The following is a 15196-nucleotide window of genomic DNA, read 5'->3' as shown; positions in this document are numbered from 1 at the left end:
GCGGAGAGCTTTGCAGGCTCGCCCCAGTAATCCGCATTACGCTCCAGCTCGACGCGGTCGCCCTGCACCCAGCGCTTGAACTTGAAAGGACCGGTGCCGACCGGCTTGGTCTTGTTGTCGCCAGCCGAATTCGGCGCGACCATCACCGCGTCGCCCCAGCCCATATTGAACAGGAAGTTCGAGGTCGGGCGCTTCAGCGTCACAACGGCGGTCGCCGGATCGGGACATTGCGTGCTTTCAATCGGCGCAAACAGGCCCTTCTGCGCATTGGTGGAATCCGGAGCGACGGCGCGCTCATAGGAGAATTTTACCACCGAGCAGTCGAACGGCGTGCCGTCATGGAACTTCACGCCCTGACGCAGCTTGAACGTATAGGTTTTCTTGTCGTCGGAGACGGTCCAGCTTTCAGCCAGAAGCGGCTTCACCGTGCCATCCTCGACAATGCGCACCAGACCCTCATAAAGGTTGGCATAGGTAACCTGCCGGATACCGGCGGCGGCATTGGCGGTCGGGTCCAGCCCCGGAGGCTCCAGCACTTCGCCGACCACCAGCGTATCTTTTGCAAAGGCACCGTTGATCGATGCCAGCATTGCAGCCGTTATAAGCCCGGCTTTAAACAGTTTACCCATGGTTCCCCTACAACCTTTCTGGATTTAAATCGAGCGCCCGCCATCCACGTCGAGCGCAACCCCGGTAATCATAGAGGCAGCGGGCGAGCAAAGGAAAGCCGCCGCTTCAGCCAGATCGTCGGGTTTCAACAGGCGGCCCATCGGGATGGAATCGCGGAATTTCTTGCGGATTTCCTCGGTGTCCTCACCCATGAACGTGGTGAGCAGCGGCGTTTCACCGGCAACCGGGTTCAGTGCCACAACGCGGATTTTTGACGGTGCAAGCTCGATGGCGAGCGCCTTCGTGACCGAAACGACCCAGCCCTTTGTGGCATTGTACCAGGCGAGATTCGGGCGCGGGCGACCAGCACCCGTCGAAGCGACGTTCAAAATGACGCCTTCGCCATTGCCCTTGAAATGCGGAATGAGCTTGCGCGTCATCAGATAGACGCCGCGCACATTGACGCCGAGAATGCGGTCGAACTCGTCCGGCTCTACCAGTTCGGCATTTTGCGGCTTGTGGCCAATACCGGCATTATTGATGAGAATATCGACCTTGCCGAATTTCGAAAACGCGGCTTCCACCGCTGCATCAACATCGGCTTCCTTGGAAATATCGGCAGCCACGGCCAGCGCCGCATCGCCGATTTCGCCTGCGACGCGCTCAGCGCCTGCCTTGTCGCGGTCGACGATGACGACCTTTGCGCCGCCTGAAGCAAAGCGCTTCGCCATGCCTTCGCCAAACCCCGAACCTGCTCCTGTAATGAGCGCGACCTTACCTTCAAGCGACACTATGCTTCTCCTTAACCGTGATACACGGAAATCGTCTTCAGCGAGGCAAACCCGTAGAGCGCCTCAAAACCTTTTTCGCGGCCATGGCCGGATTTCTTCACGCCGCCGAACGGCAGTTCGATACCGCCGCCAGCGCCGTAATTGTTAATGAACACCTGCCCCGAATGGATCGCATGGGCGAGGCGGAACTGGCGTCCGCCATCCTTGGTCCAGATGCCGCAAACGAGACCGTAGGACGTGCCATTGGCAATGGCGATGGCTTCCTCTTCGGTATCGAACGGCAGGATAACCTGCACCGGACCAAAGATTTCCTCCTGCGCCAGTCGATGACCGGCAGGCACGTCGCGGATCAGCGTCGGCAACACATAGGCCCCGCCTTCCGGCGCGTCTTCGGTCAGCACGCCTTGCGCGGCAATGGCCAGTCCGCTTTCCTTGGCGAGATCCAGATAGCTTTCGACAATCGCCTTCTGGCGCTGCGACACCACCGGGCCGACCGACGGGTCAGCACTTGCAGGGCCAACCTTCAGCGCACGATAGCGTTCGCTCATGCGCGCGACGACATCTTCATAAATGCTGCGCTCAACGAGGATGCGCGACGAAGCCGAGCAGGTCTGACCGGCATTTTGAATGCCGGCATTGACCAGAAACGGCAAAGCGCGGTCGAGATCGGCATCAGCGAAAACGATCTGCGGCGATTTTCCGCCAAGTTCCAGCGTCACCGGCACAGTGTTCTTCGCTGCTGCGGCCTGTACCGCTTCACCGGTGCGCACCGATCCCGTGAACGAGATGTGGTTGACATCGGGATGTTCGGAGAGTGCTGCACCCGCTTCCGCGCCAAGCCCGGTCACCACATTGAGCGCGCCCTTCGGCAGACCGGCCTTTTCGGCAATGCGCGCAAATTCGAGAATGGTCAGGCAGGCTTCTTCGGCAGGCTTGACCACGGCGGCATTGCCCATGGCCAATGCTGCGCCAAGGCTGCGACCCAGAATCTGCATCGGATAGTTCCACGGAATAATATGGCCCGTGACGCCGTGCGGCTCATAGATCGACAGAACCGTGAAGCCGTTCTGATAGGGCAGCGTATCGCCATGCACCTTGTCAGCGGATGCACCGTAGAATTCGAGATAACGCGCCAGCGCCACCACGTCGGCGCGGGCTTGGCCGACCGGCTTGCCAACATCCTTCGATTCCAGATCCGTCAGGAGGTCGATATTCTTCAGCACTTCTTCCGAAATGCGATGCAGTACACGACCGCGCTCGGTCGCGGTCAGCTTGCCCCAGTCGCCGGAAAGCGCCTTGCGGGCTGCTGCTACAGCCTGATCGATATCGGCCTTGGTGCCGCGCGCAATCAGCGCCAGATCGCTGCCATCGGAGGGGTTCTTGACGGTGATATGCTCGCCGCCAGCGGCATCCTGCCACTGACCCGCGATAAAATTGCCGTAACGGAGCAAGCCCGCTCCTCCCGTCTGGTTCTCATGCTTCATCTTCATTCTCCCGAAGAGGCTGTTCCGCCTCCAATCTTGCAGTGGTGGCGCGGATATGCGCCCGCGCCAGCCGCTCAGCCTGCTCGCCATCGCGCGCGGCAATGGCCTCAACAATCGCGCCATGTTCGCGGATTGCATCGCGTGCACGATCTACCGATAGCGAAAAGGATGGCGCGAAAACCTGCGATGTCATGCGCAACAACGGCACGAAGGCGATCAGCGAGGCATTACCTGCCGTGTTCATCACCGCCATATGAAAATCGACATTGGACTGGGTATAGGCTTTGGCATCCCACGGATCGACCACCGCCGACTGACCCGCGACATGGGTGCGCAGCCTGGCGATATCCGCATCGCTCGCCCGTTCAGCGGCAAAACGCGCAGCCACACCGTCGAGCACTTCGCGCACGGCATAAGCATCAATCAGGCGGGTGAGATCGGCGGAGGCGACACGCACCCCCCTGCCCGGCAGATGGATGACCAGCCCGTCGCGCTCCAGAACACGCAAGGCTTCCCGCAAGGGCGTGCGGCTGATGCCGAATTCGGTGGCTATATGCTCCTGCCGGAGGATCGCGCCCGGCGCATAAACGCCCGCATAGATTCGCTCCCGAAGCGCCTCTGCCACTTCGTCCAGCAAACGGGTCTGACTACGCCATTCATAAGCCGCCAATCGAAAAGCCTCCCAACTTTTCGCAAACTATATCCTGGATACAAAATCGGTCAATCCGAATTTCAACGACTTTTCTGAAAAGATTGCAGGCTGTTGACGACTGAAAATTTCTGGAAGGTATGCTGACCGGATAAATTGCGTCGGGTTGGCACGCCCGGTCGTTTTCTTCAAACGGTCATCATCAGTTTTCGACGGTTTCGGCCAGTATCCCTGCCAGTTGCCGGATTTGTTCGGGGCCGTGATCCATGTGCCGGATGACGATTTCCATCGGTTCGACCGCAGGCAGGCCCGCAAGCTCCGGCACGGCGCGGTGGGCGGGCAGCATAACGCGCATCGGCAACAGGCTGACGCCAAGCCCCTCCGCCACAGCACTTTGAATGCTCACCAGACTGGAGCTGGTGAAAACCACATGCCACGGTCTGCCGATCCGGTCGAGCGCCTCCATCATGTCGCCGCGATAAAGCCCGTTCGGCGGAAAGGCGACTAGCGGCAGCGGCTCAAGCCGCGACATTGACGACACGGGAAAGTCCGCACTCTCCAGCCATGTCAAAGGTTCGGGCCAGCGCATTTTGCCTGCCGTCTCGCCGCGCTTCTGCTTGACCATGACGAGATCGAAATCACCCGTTTCAAAAGCCTTCTGCAAGTCGCGGCTGAGACCGCTCGTCACTTCCAGCTTGATGTTCGGATGCTCGCGCATGAAAGCCGCCAGGGCAGGCGTGACCAGTCGCGATGCGAAATCTTCCGGTAGTCCCAGACGAAACACCGTCGCAAGCGCGCTGCCGGTCATGGCGGCAGCGGCTTCGTCATGGAGATGCAGCATGCGCCGCGCATAACCGAGCAGCTTTTCCCCGGCATCGGTGGGCCGCACATCGCGGCGTGCGCGCTCCAGCAGCGCCTGCCCCGCCGCCTCTTCCAGCCGCAATATCTTCTGGCTGATGGTCGATTGCGTCGAATGCAATTGCTGCGCCGCAACCGTGAAGCTGCGACTATCGACGACAGCCACAAAGGCCCGCATCAGATCGAGATTGAAGATAGTATTCATAAATCCACTGGATATCAGTTCAACATTTAATTTTCAAATAGAACGGGCAAGCTGTATGAAAACGATCAACCAAGGGAGCCGTAAATGCGCCGAACATTATTCAGCTTGAGTGCCTTGGCATTGATTGCAGGAGCCATTGTCATGAGCGAACCCACCTTGCCCGGCCATCAGGCCATCGCACAAACCGAAACTGGTCTTATCGAAGCAGCCAGCGCCGGCAACCTCGCCGCCGTAAAGGCCGCCATCAAGGCTGGAGCCGATCTTGAAGTGCGCGGCAAGAATGGCGAAACGGCCCTCCTCGCCGCCACCCATGCCAATCACATCGATGTCGCACGCGCTTTGATCGAGGCGGGCGCGAATGTGAATGCCAAGGACGCAATCAATGACAGCCCCTATCTATATGCGGGTGCGCGCGGCCATCTGGAAATCCTGAAACTGACACTGGCGCACGGTGCCGACCTGACAAGCACCAACCGCTATGGCGGAACGGCGCTCATCCCAGCAGCCGAACGTGGCCATGTCGAGACGGTTCGCACGCTGATTGCGGCGGGCGTGAAAGTCGATCACGCCAACAATCTCCATTGGACCGCCTTGCTGGAGGCTATCATTCTGGCCGATGGCGGCGAGCGCCATGTCGAAATCGTCAAGCAGTTGATCGATGCCGGTGCCGATGTAAACATCGCCGACAAGGACGGCGTGACGCCATTGCAGCATGCGCGCCAGCGCGGCTATGCACCGATGGTCGCCCTTCTCGAAAAGGCAGGTGCAAAATGAACACCGACCGGATCTTTCTCGATCAGGCCATAGCGCTGGCATTCGACAATGTCGATCAGGGCGGACGCCCGTTCGGCGCCGTGGTGGTCAAGGACGGCGACGTCATTGCCACCGGCGTCAACCGCATGCAGGCCGATTGCGACCCAACGGCCCATGCCGAATTGCTGGCGCTGCGCGCGGCGGGCAAGGCCCTGCAATCGCCACGTCTCGACGGCTGCGCCGTCTATGCCAGTGGCCAGCCCTGCCCCATGTGCTATGCCGCCATGCGCATGGCAGGCGTGGACAAGATCCTGTTCGCCAATTCCAACGAACAGGCCGAATCCTATGGCCTTTCCACCGCCAAAATCGCTGCTGAACTGGCCAAGCCCGTCAGCGCGCAGACCGGTATCCGCTTTGAACATTGCCCGTCGGAAGAAGGCGAACGCCTGCTGCGCGCATGGCAGGACCGGACCGGCACCCAGTAAAGTCTCATCATGCAGAACAACCCTGCCAGCACCGGCGGTAACCGGACCGCACCCATTGCCCTTGTCGCGCTCGTCGCGCTGATCGGTTTCAACCTGCGGCCTTTCCTGACGGGACCGGGGCCGGTTCTGTCAGATATTGCCGCTGATACCGGCATGGGGTTCGGTGCGCTTTCACTCCTGACTTTTCTGCCGATGCTGCTGATGGGGCTTGGCGCATTTGTCACGCCGCGCATCCAGTCGCTTTTCGGTACGCGCCGAAGCATGTTCGCAGCACTCGCAATCCTCGCAGCCGGATCGGCGCTGCGCGGCATCGTGCCGGACGGCCTGTCGCTGATATTCACAGCCATTCTCTGCGGCGCTGGCGTTGCCATGATACAGGCGCTGATGCCCGGTCTCATCAAGGCCAGATTTCCATCGTCCATCGCCACGATCACCGGGCTTTACTCCGCAACTATCATGGGCGGGGGTGCACTGGGTGCGCGATTGGCGCCATGGTTTGCCGGTGCCGCCCACAATTGGCGCTATGCGCTCTCTTTGTTGGCGATACCTGCCGTGCTTGCCTTGATCGCTGCCGTGCCGATCCTGAAAGAGGCCCCGAGCACAACGAAAGCAGCAGGCCAGAAGTCGGGCATTACAGGCACGCTTTTACGGCGTCCGCGCACCTGGGCGCTGATGGCCGCATTCGGCCTCGTCAATGCCGGCTATTCCTCAATGGTTGCATGGCTTGCGCCTTATTATCAGACACTCGGGCTTGAAGCCTCGGCGACGGGCAGCCTTGTCGCGACCATGGCGATTGCGCAGGCTTTGAGCGCCCTCGCCCTGCCCATGCTTGCACGACGCAGCACCGACCGCCGCCCATGGCTGCTTTTCAGCCTTTTAATGCAGGCTGTGGGATTTGCCGGGCTTGCCTTTGCGCCGGATATCTCACCGGTCTTGTGGTCGGCGATCTGTGGTGCCGGCCTCGGCGGCAGCTTCGCGCTTGCGATGATCACCTCGCTCGACCATTTGCCGAAACCGGAGGAAGCAGGCGCTCTGGCCGCCATGATGCAAGGCGGCGGTTTTCTGATTGCAGCACTTGGACCCGTCGCAACCGCGCTTCTTCATAGTATCACCGGCGGCTTTGCTTCCGGCTGGATCCTGCATCTTGTACTGGTCGCATCGATCTGCCCGCTCTATCTGAGCTTCAATCCCCGCCATTATCCGCGGGTGATGAACCTGCCGGTTTCGCCAGCGAATGGCACACAATAGCGTTACCCGGTGAATTTATCGGGCAAAAACGATGTTCGGCTGGCATTTTTGGGTTAGAGAGCTTGCTCACCTTCCCTTTCGGGTTAAGGTTGGCGCCATCCCTCAGACTGGTCAATGACATGAAGCACGAAACCGTCATCAAGCAAGGCACGTCCGTCGCACCGGACGGATTGCCCAAGCCGAGAATCTATTGGGCATGGGCAACCTTGATGGTCGGTTTGACGCTTGCCGTCATCGACGGCACCATTGCCAATGTCGCGCTGCCGACAATCGCCGCCGATTTTTCCGCCGGACCCGCAGCCTCGATCTGGATCGTTAACGGCTACCAGCTCGCCATCGTTATCAGCCTGTTGCCGCTGGCAGCGCTTGGCGAAATCTACGGCTATCGCCGCATCTATCTGGCGGGCGTGTCGCTGTTCACCGTCGCATCGGTGGCTTGCGTCTTCGCGCGCTCGCTGGAAACGCTGACTCTTGCGCGCATCGTGCAAGGACTGGGCGCGGCGGGGCTGATGAGCGTCAATACCGCGCTGTTGCGTTATACCGTTCCGCAGGCCAAATTCGGTACGGCCATCGGTCTCAACGCCCTCTTTGTCGCGGTTTCTTCGACCATCGGCCCCACGCTTGCAGGCGTCATCCTGTCCTCGCTGACCTGGCCGTGGCTCTTCGTCATCAATATTCCGCTCGGCATCGCAGCGGTCGCGATGGGCTTACGAACCCTGCCGGAAAATGAGCGCTCGGCGCGCAAGTTCGATGTCGTCAGCGCCATCCTCAGCGCCCTGACCATCGGCCTTCTGATCACGACCATCGACAGTGCTGGCAACGAGGTCAGTCAAACTGTCGTCGTGCTGCAGGCCGTGGCCTGTCTCGTGGCGGGCATTTTACTGACACGCCGCTCGTTGCGCACTACAGACCCGCTGCTGCCGCTCGATCTGTTGCGCATTCCGGTGTTCACGCTCTCGATCTGCACGTCAATCATGTCGTTCCTCGCGCAGATGATGGCCTTCATCTCGCTGCCGTTCCTGTTTCAGACCGTGTTCGGCTTCAAGCCGATTGAGGTGGGCTTTCTCATGATGCCATGGCCGATTGCGCTGGCATTGGTCGCACCTTTATCCGGCAAGCTTTCGGACAAATATTCCCCAGCGATACTCGGGCTGCTCGGCCTCATCACTTTTGCTGCCGGGCTGGCGCTGGTTGGCATGTTGCCCGCCCATCCGACGATTGCCGATATTTGCTGGCGCATGGCCATTTGCGGCATCGGCTTCGGTCTGTTCCAGGCGCCGAACAACCGCATGATGATCACCTCGACGCCGCGTGCGCGCTCCGGCGCTGCAAGCGGCATGCTCGGCACCGCTCGTCTGCTCGGCCAGTCTCTGGGCGCTGCCTTCGTGGCGTTCCTGCTGGCGCAATGGGGCGTGGAAGGCTCGCCCTATATCCTGTTCATCGCTTCGGGCTTTGCACTGTTTGCATCGGTAATCAGCTTTTCGCGCCTCGGCGCTCACCGTTTGGGAGCATGATTTCGTTCATCCACAGCGATGAAAAATTTTCCATCGAAAGGCTCGATTTGCCTGTTGCAATCTGCAAAGCGTTGGTTCATATACCGCCTGCCTGACGGAAACGACTTCCTTCGGAAGCGCTTTCAGGTCGAAACTGGCGCGAGCGGGTGTAGCTCAGGGGTAGAGCACAACCTTGCCAAGGTTGGGGTCGAGGGTTCGAATCCCTTCGCCCGCTCCAGTTTCCAGCAAGGCACACGCAAAATCCCGGCTTCGTCCGGGATTTTTGCTTTTTAGGCCCTCCCCGTCTTCGAGGCGCATTCCGAACCGGAAGCAAACTTATAGAAAATAAGAATGAAGCCCAAACAGGGCTTGGCAGCGGCGCAGCGAACCATTAACACGTTGCAGGTCCCAAAACCGGGCGACCCCTTTTGCCGCAAGCTTTTCTCCGGGGCAGAAAGACGCCCCAACACTGAGCCACGAATGACAGACATGCCGACAGAGCGACCCGATATCGACGCGCAAGCCGCCGTCGCGGGAGCCTATAGGCCTTCCTCACGCAAACGCTCCGGTGGCTTTCTGCGCGGCAACTCGCTTCTCGGGCTGATCGTGCGGCGCATATTGCTCGGTATCGTGTTGCTCTGGGCGATTTCAGTGGTCATTTTCGCGGGCACGCAGATCCTGCCCGGCGACGTGGCAACCGCCATGCTCGGCCAGCAGGCAACCCCGCAGGCCGTCGAAAACATCCGCAAGGAACTCGGCCTTGAGCGACCGGCGATCCAGCGTTACTCCGAATGGCTGGTCAATGCCGTGCAAGGCGATCTCGGTCGCAGCTATTCCAACCGGCAGGACATTGCCAAAAGCATCGCGCCGCGCCTGTCGAACACGCTCTATCTTGCTGCCATGTCGGCGCTGTTCGCGATACCGCTGGCGCTGCTGCTCGGCGTGATTTCCGTTCTCTATGCCGGCACGGTGATCGACCGGGGCATTGCCGTGGCAACGCTTGCCACCATATCGCTGCCGGAATTCTTCGTAGCCTATATTCTGATCGCCTATCTGGCGATCTCGCTCGGCCTGCTGCCATCAAGCGCGCTCGTCACGTCGTCGATGAGCGGCTGGCAGCGTCTGACGGCTGTTGCCCTGCCCTGCATGACGCTGGTGATCGCCGTGACCGGCCATATGGTGCGGATGACGCGCGCCTCGCTTTTGTCCGTCATGTCGTCGCCCTATATCGAGACTGCGCAGCTGAAAGGCCTGCCGCGCTGGCGCATTCTTTTGAAACACGCTTTGCCCAATGCGCTGTCGCCGGTCATCAATGTCATTGCGCTGAACCTAGCCTATCTGGTGGTTGGCGTCGTGGTGGTCGAGGTCATCTTCGTTTATCCCGGCATGGGGCAATATATGGTCGATCACGTTACCAAGCGTGACGTGCCGGTGGTGCAGGCCTGTGGCCTGATCTTTGCCGCCGTCTATATCGGCCTCAACATCATCGCCGATGTTATTGTGATCCTGACCAATCCACGGCTGAGGCACCCGCGATGAAAAAGCGCAAGCAATCCTCAGCCCTGTTGGCGATCATCGGTTTCGGCGGCATCGCCTTCTTCCTGTTCGTCGCCATTTTCGCAGATTTTCTGGCACCGCATCCAATTTCGGAAGTGGTGGGCGCTGTCTGGCAAGGCCCCTCGCCGCAAGCTCTTCTCGGCACCGACAATATTGGTCGCGACCTTCTGTCCCGCGTTATCTGGGGCACGCGGCTAACGCTGTCGATTGCCGCCGCCTCGACCATCGTGGCCTTTGCAATCGGCGTGCCGCTCGGCTTTCTTGCTGCGCTCTCCAAAGGCTGGCCGGACCAGCTTTTGTCGCGCACCAACGATCTGCTGATGGCGATCCCGACGCTGATTTTCGCGCTGGTGGTACTCGCCGTTCTGCCGAAAAGCGTGTTCGTGCTCATCGCCGTCATGGCCGTGCTGGAAGCAACCCGCGTTTTCCGGGTCAGCCGCGCCATCGCCGCCGACGTGGTCGTGCTCGACTATGTGGAAATCGCCCGCCTGCGCGGCGAGAGCAAAGGCTGGATCATCTTCGACGAAATTCTGCCCAATGCATTGTCGCCACTGCTGGCCGAATTCGGGCTGCGCTTCGTCTTTGCAATCCTGTTCCTCTCCACCCTTTCCTTCCTCGGCCTTGGCGTGCAGCCGCCGGTGGCCGATTGGGGCAGTCTGGTGAAAGACAACAAGGACGGATTGATGTTCGGCGTCTTCGCCGCGCTCATTCCCGGCGGCACGATTGCGGCACTGGCGATCAGCGTCAATTTTGTCGTCGATTGGATCTTGCAGCGCACATCGAGCCTGAAGCGAGGTGCGCAGGATAATGGCTGAACCCTTGCTTAAAATCACCGGTCTGGAAATCCGCTCCGATGATGGCCTTGTCGTCGACAAGGTCGATCTGACCCTTGCCAAAGGCCGGGTGCTTGGTCTCATCGGAGAATCCGGCGCGGGAAAATCCACCATCGGTCTTGCAGCCCTTGGGCATGCACGCGGCGGCTTGCAGATTACTGGCGGGACCGTGACGCTCGACGGCAGCAACATCCTGTCGCTGTCGCGCAAGGACATGCAGGCCATGCGCGGCAGCCGTGTCGCCTATGTGGCGCAATCGGCAGCCGCTGCCTTCAACCCCGCCCATCGCCTGATCGATCAGGTGATCGAAGCCACGGTCTGGCACGGGCTGATGAAGCGTGCGGAAGCCAGAAAGCGCGCTATAGAACTCTTTGCCATGCTTGGCCTGCCCGACCCGGAGCATTTCGGCGAGCGCTATCCGCATCAGGTATCAGGCGGCCAGTTGCAGCGCGCCATGACCGCCATGGCGCTTTGCCCGAAGCCCGATCTGGTGGTTTTCGACGAACCGACCACGGCGCTCGACGTCACCACCCAGATCGAAGTTCTCATCGCCATCAAGAAGGCCATCGAAACCACAGGCACGGCGGCGCTTTATATCTCACACGACCTTGCGGTCGTCGCCCAGATCGCCGACGACATCATGGTGCTGCGCCATGGCCGCATGGTCGAACAGGGGTCCGTCCGCCAGATATTCGATGCGCCGCGCGAAGATTATACGCGCCAGCTGGTTGCCGTGCGCCAGAAGGAAGTGGAAGGCAAGCCGCTCACCGCCGAACCGCTCCTGACCGTCAGCAAGATCAGCGCTGCCTATGACCCGGCCAATCCGGTTCTGAGCGATATCTCGCTGGAGCTGGAAAAGGGCCGTACGCTCGCCATTGTCGGCGAGTCCGGTTCCGGCAAATCGACGCTGGCGCGTGTGGTTTGCGGGCTTCTGCCGCCAATCGCCGGTGAAATCCGCTTTGACGGAGCCGTTCTGTCGCCGCGCCTTGAAGGCCGGTCGAAGGAAACGCTGCGCAATATCCAGATGATCAGCCAGTTGCCCGATCTGGCGCTCAATCCCCGCCGCACCATTGCCGACATCCTCGGACGCCCGTTGCAGTTCTATTTCGGCATGGGGCGCGCAGACCGGCGCAAGGCCGCGGCCGAACTGATGGATCGCATCGAGCTGCCGCAGGCCGTTCTGGAGCGCTATCCGGCTGAACTTTCCGGCGGCCAGAAGCAGCGCGTCTGCATTGCGCGTGCACTTGCCGCACGACCAAAGCTGTTGCTCTGTGACGAACCGACCTCGGCGCTCGATCCGCTAGTGGCTGAAGGGATACTCGATCTCTTGCGCAGGGTGCAAAACGAGACCGGTACATCCTATCTCTTTGTGACACACGATCTGGCCATCGTGCGCGCCATTGCCGACAGCATTGCAGTCATGCATCGCGGACAGGTGGTGCGCTATGGCCCGAAGGCCAGTGTGCTAACGCCGCCCTTCGATGACTATACCGGCAAGCTCTTGGCTTCCGTTCCGCAAATGGAACCCGGCTGGCTCGACGGCATCATTGCCGGACGAGAGCTGCACGGCACAGAATAATCTCTGAAAGGACACGACATTATGAGCAAGAAGGCAATCATTCTCGACGGCGGCATGGGCCGCGAGCTGGAGCGCGTCGGCGCGCCGTTCCGCCAGCCGGAGTGGTCGGCGCTTGCCTTGATCGAAGGCCCGCAATTCGTGCGTGAAGTGCATGACGGTTATATTGCCGCCGGTGCCGACGTCATCACCACCAACAGCTACGCCGTGGTGCCATTCCATATCGGCGAAGAGCGCTTTGCAGCCGAGGGTCTCAAACTTGCAGCCCTTTCCGGCACGATTGCCCGCGAAGCCGCCGATGCCTCCGACCGCGACGTGAAGGTGGCAGGTTCGCTGCCGCCGGTTTTTGGCTCCTACCAGCCGGACCTGTTCGAACCGGCGCGTGCGGGCGAACTGCTCGGCGTTCTGGTTGACGGTCTTGCACCATCAGTCGATCTCTGGCTGGCTGAGACCCAGAGCAGCCTCGCGGAAGTGAAAGCCGCTCATGAAGCCACGCGCGGCACCGGTAAGCCGCTCTGGGTGTCCTATACGCTGCGCGATGATGTTGCGCCGGAAGATATGGGCGAGGCCCAGCTTCGTTCAGGCGAAACCGTAGCCGAAGGTGCGCGTCTTGCCGCCGAGCTCGGCGCAGAAGCGCTACTTTTCAATTGCGCCATGCCGGAAGTGATGGACGCCGCCATTCTGGCAGCAAAGAACGTCTTCGATGAACTCGGCAAGGACATTCCGGTTGGCGTTTATGCCAATGCATTTCCATCCCAGCAGGGCGACGAAGAAGCCAATGCGACGGTGACGGAAGTACGCGCCGATCTCGATCCGGATGCCTATGGCAGCTGGGCGCAGCGCTGGGTGAAGAACGGCGCAGGCATTATCGGCGGTTGCTGCGGTATCGGCACCAATCACATCCATGCTTTGTCGAGCAAATATCTGTGCGCGTGATCTCGCGCTTCATCTCAAAAGAAAAAGGCGGCCAAAATGGCCGCCTTTTTTGCATCAGGAAAGAATACGGATCGCCGCCAGCGAAAGCGCAACGACACCATTTTTAATGGAGCGTTCGTCGGGCTGATAATCGGAATTGTGCAGCTTGTCGTTACGGCCTTCCTGCGATGCACCGATGCCCAGCTGGAACGACGGCACCTTCTCAGCCACCAGAGCGAAGTCTTCAGAACCGAGGCTGCCGCCGCGCTTGAAATAGACATCGCCATAATGTTCGCGAATGGCCGCGCCCGTCGTTTCGATCAAATAAGGATCGGACACCATTGACGGCACGCCACGCACATAATTGATTTCGCAGCGCACCCGCATCGAGGCTTCAAGCCCGGCGCAGATGCGACGCACCGCGGCCTCGACCACATTGCGCGTCGCGGCATCCTGACAACGAACCGTGCCCATCAGCGTCACCGCATCCGGGATGATATTATGCGTGTTTCCGCCATGGATCGAGCCGATGGTCAGCACAGCCGTGTGCATCGGGTCGACTTCCCGCGACACCACGGTCTGCAGCTGATTGATCAGCTGCGCCGTCGCGACAATCGGATCGACCGCCTGATGCGGACGCGCCGCATGGCCGGAAGCCGCATGAACGGTGATGTCGAACTCGTCCGACGAGCCGTTGGCCACGCCTTCTACAAAAGTGAAGGTGCCGGTTGGTTCTTCAGGCTGGTTATGAAAACCGAGCGCATAATCAACACCATCCAGAATACCGTCTGCAATCATGGCGCGGGCGCCGCTTTCCAGCGTTTCTTCGGCTGGCTGGAACATCAACTTCACATTACCACTGAGACGCGGCGCGATTTCCTTGAGTACGCTGCCTATGCCGATCAGCGTCGCCGTATGTAGATCGTGACCGCAGGCATGCATCTTGCCCTGATGCGTGCTGGCAAAAGGCAGGCCAGTTTGCTCCTCGATGGGCAGCGCATCCATGTCGGCGCGGATAACCAGCGTCGGCCCCGGGCGCCCACCTTTGATCAACCCGACAACACCTGTACGTCCCACGCCCATCTGATGCTCAATGCCCAGACGCTCCAGCTCGCGCGCTACGACACCAGCCGTCCGCTCCACATCGAAACCGGTTTCCGGATGGGCGTGGATATCGCGACGAATCTCAATCAGATTCGGCTCCGCCTTGTCCGAGAGTTGCTGAATGAGCGAGGAAAGATCGTTGAGGCCGTGGCCGGTGGTATGCGTGGTCATAGTGCTTGTCCAATTAGGGCATAACCGGTCCCCATCGGAAGGAGAACTATAAGATTATGCATCTTGAGGTGTGATACCTATCACCGGCTTATCGCGGTTCTTACCGGTCTAACAAGGTAAAACTTCACATCCTCGACCGCTGCTGCCCTCCCCTTCCTTTATTCCCCCTTAAAACACCAAAAGCCCCGCATTGTTTATGCGGGGCTTTTGGTGTGATGATTTGGTTGCGGAGTCAGGCTAGCGCCGTTCGTCGTGGAATTGATTCGCTGGATTAATTCCTTGTCCTCCTCAGCCTTCAGGTTATGATGCAAGGGTGGAGACGTGACAGTGTGTTCAGGACGGGGCAGTTTTTCCGCCGGTGCGATCTGGTTTTGGAAGTGATTTAGGAAGTTTGGTTGCGGGGGCAGGATTTGAACCTGCGGCCTTCAGGTTATGAGCCTGACGAGCTACCGGGCTGCTCCACCC

Annotated in this window: 14 protein-coding genes and 1 tRNA gene; 9 read left to right on the top strand and 6 right to left on the bottom strand. The window is 60.0% G+C overall.

Going from position 1 to position 15196, the window contains the following annotated elements:
• The 5 genes from HWD97_RS22860 to HWD97_RS22840 all read right to left on the bottom strand — a co-directional run.
• Nucleotides 1–629 (bottom strand): ABC transporter substrate-binding protein (locus HWD97_RS22860; protein ID WP_371835681.1); only part of this gene is annotated, 629 nt, incomplete at its 3' end.
• Nucleotides 630–653: 24 nt separating this feature from the next.
• Nucleotides 654–1400 carry an SDR family oxidoreductase gene (locus HWD97_RS22855; protein ID WP_121538871.1) on the bottom strand — a complete coding sequence of 249 codons (747 nt, stop codon included), beginning with the start codon at nt 1398–1400 and terminating at the stop codon, nt 654–656.
• A gap of 11 nt (nt 1401–1411) precedes the next feature.
• Nucleotides 1412–2884 carry an aldehyde dehydrogenase family protein gene (locus tag HWD97_RS22850; protein WP_109369693.1) on the bottom strand — a complete coding sequence of 491 codons (1473 nt, stop codon included), beginning with the start codon at nt 2882–2884 and terminating at the stop codon, nt 1412–1414.
• Entirely contained in the window at nt 2874–3554 is a 681-nt protein-coding gene (locus tag HWD97_RS22845) for a GntR family transcriptional regulator (RefSeq protein ID WP_105542576.1), read from the bottom strand. Before HWD97_RS22845 ends, HWD97_RS22850 begins: the two co-directional genes overlap by 11 nt.
• A gap of 181 nt (nt 3555–3735) precedes the next feature.
• The gene (locus tag HWD97_RS22840) at nt 3736–4596 is read right to left on the bottom strand and encodes a LysR family transcriptional regulator (protein ID WP_109369694.1); all 861 of its coding nucleotides are present in this window, start codon (nt 4594–4596) and stop codon (nt 3736–3738) included.
• Nucleotides 4597–4737: 141 nt separating this feature from the next.
• Between HWD97_RS22840 and HWD97_RS22835 the strand changes: the two genes are divergently transcribed.
• The 9 genes from HWD97_RS22835 to HWD97_RS22795 all read left to right on the top strand — a co-directional run bounded on the left by HWD97_RS22835 (nt 4738) and on the right by HWD97_RS22795 (nt 13477).
• Nucleotides 4738–5370 (top strand): ankyrin repeat domain-containing protein, encoded by a 633-nt coding sequence (locus tag HWD97_RS22835; RefSeq protein WP_371835680.1) that lies wholly within the window; start codon nt 4738–4740, stop codon nt 5368–5370.
• Nucleotides 5367–5834 (top strand): nucleoside deaminase, encoded by a 468-nt coding sequence (locus HWD97_RS22830; protein ID WP_109369696.1) that lies wholly within the window; start codon nt 5367–5369, stop codon nt 5832–5834. The genes HWD97_RS22835 and HWD97_RS22830 overlap by 4 nt, the downstream gene beginning before the upstream one ends.
• Nucleotides 5835–5843: 9 nt before the next feature.
• Nucleotides 5844–7082, top strand: a complete 1239-nt coding sequence (locus tag HWD97_RS22825; RefSeq protein ID WP_109369697.1) for a cyanate transporter — start codon at nt 5844–5846, stop codon at nt 7080–7082.
• A gap of 119 nt (nt 7083–7201) precedes the next feature.
• Nucleotides 7202–8596 carry an MFS transporter gene (locus HWD97_RS22820; protein ID WP_109369698.1) on the top strand — a complete coding sequence of 465 codons (1395 nt, stop codon included), beginning with the start codon at nt 7202–7204 and terminating at the stop codon, nt 8594–8596.
• A gap of 142 nt (nt 8597–8738) precedes the next feature.
• Nucleotides 8739–8813 (top strand) — tRNA-Gly (locus tag HWD97_RS22815).
• Between the two features lie 251 nt (nt 8814–9064).
• The gene (locus HWD97_RS22810) at nt 9065–10114 is read left to right on the top strand and encodes an ABC transporter permease (protein WP_109370303.1); all 1050 of its coding nucleotides are present in this window, start codon (nt 9065–9067) and stop codon (nt 10112–10114) included.
• Entirely contained in the window at nt 10111–10947 is an 837-nt protein-coding gene (locus HWD97_RS22805) for an ABC transporter permease (protein ID WP_371835679.1), read from the top strand. The genes HWD97_RS22810 and HWD97_RS22805 overlap by 4 nt, the downstream gene beginning before the upstream one ends.
• The gene (locus tag HWD97_RS22800) at nt 10940–12544 is read left to right on the top strand and encodes an ABC transporter ATP-binding protein (RefSeq protein WP_109369700.1); all 1605 of its coding nucleotides are present in this window, start codon (nt 10940–10942) and stop codon (nt 12542–12544) included. Before HWD97_RS22805 ends, HWD97_RS22800 begins: the two co-directional genes overlap by 8 nt.
• A gap of 21 nt (nt 12545–12565) precedes the next feature.
• A complete protein-coding gene (locus HWD97_RS22795) occupies nt 12566–13477 on the top strand; it encodes a homocysteine S-methyltransferase family protein (RefSeq protein ID WP_109369701.1) in 912 nt (303 codons plus the stop codon).
• 54 nt (nt 13478–13531) lie between these two features.
• On the opposite strand, the gene HWD97_RS22790 is transcribed toward HWD97_RS22795, so the two are convergent.
• A complete protein-coding gene (locus tag HWD97_RS22790) occupies nt 13532–14731 on the bottom strand; it encodes a M20 family metallopeptidase (RefSeq protein WP_109369702.1) in 1200 nt (399 codons plus the stop codon).
• Between the last annotated feature and the right edge of the window lie 465 nt (nt 14732–15196).

The organism is Ochrobactrum sp. C6C9, assembly GCF_022627935.1.
Lineage (GTDB): Bacteria > Pseudomonadota > Alphaproteobacteria > Rhizobiales > Rhizobiaceae > Brucella > Brucella teleogrylli.
Note: the sequence above shows the minus strand (reverse complement) of the source record. Positions and strands in the feature narration are given on the sequence as shown.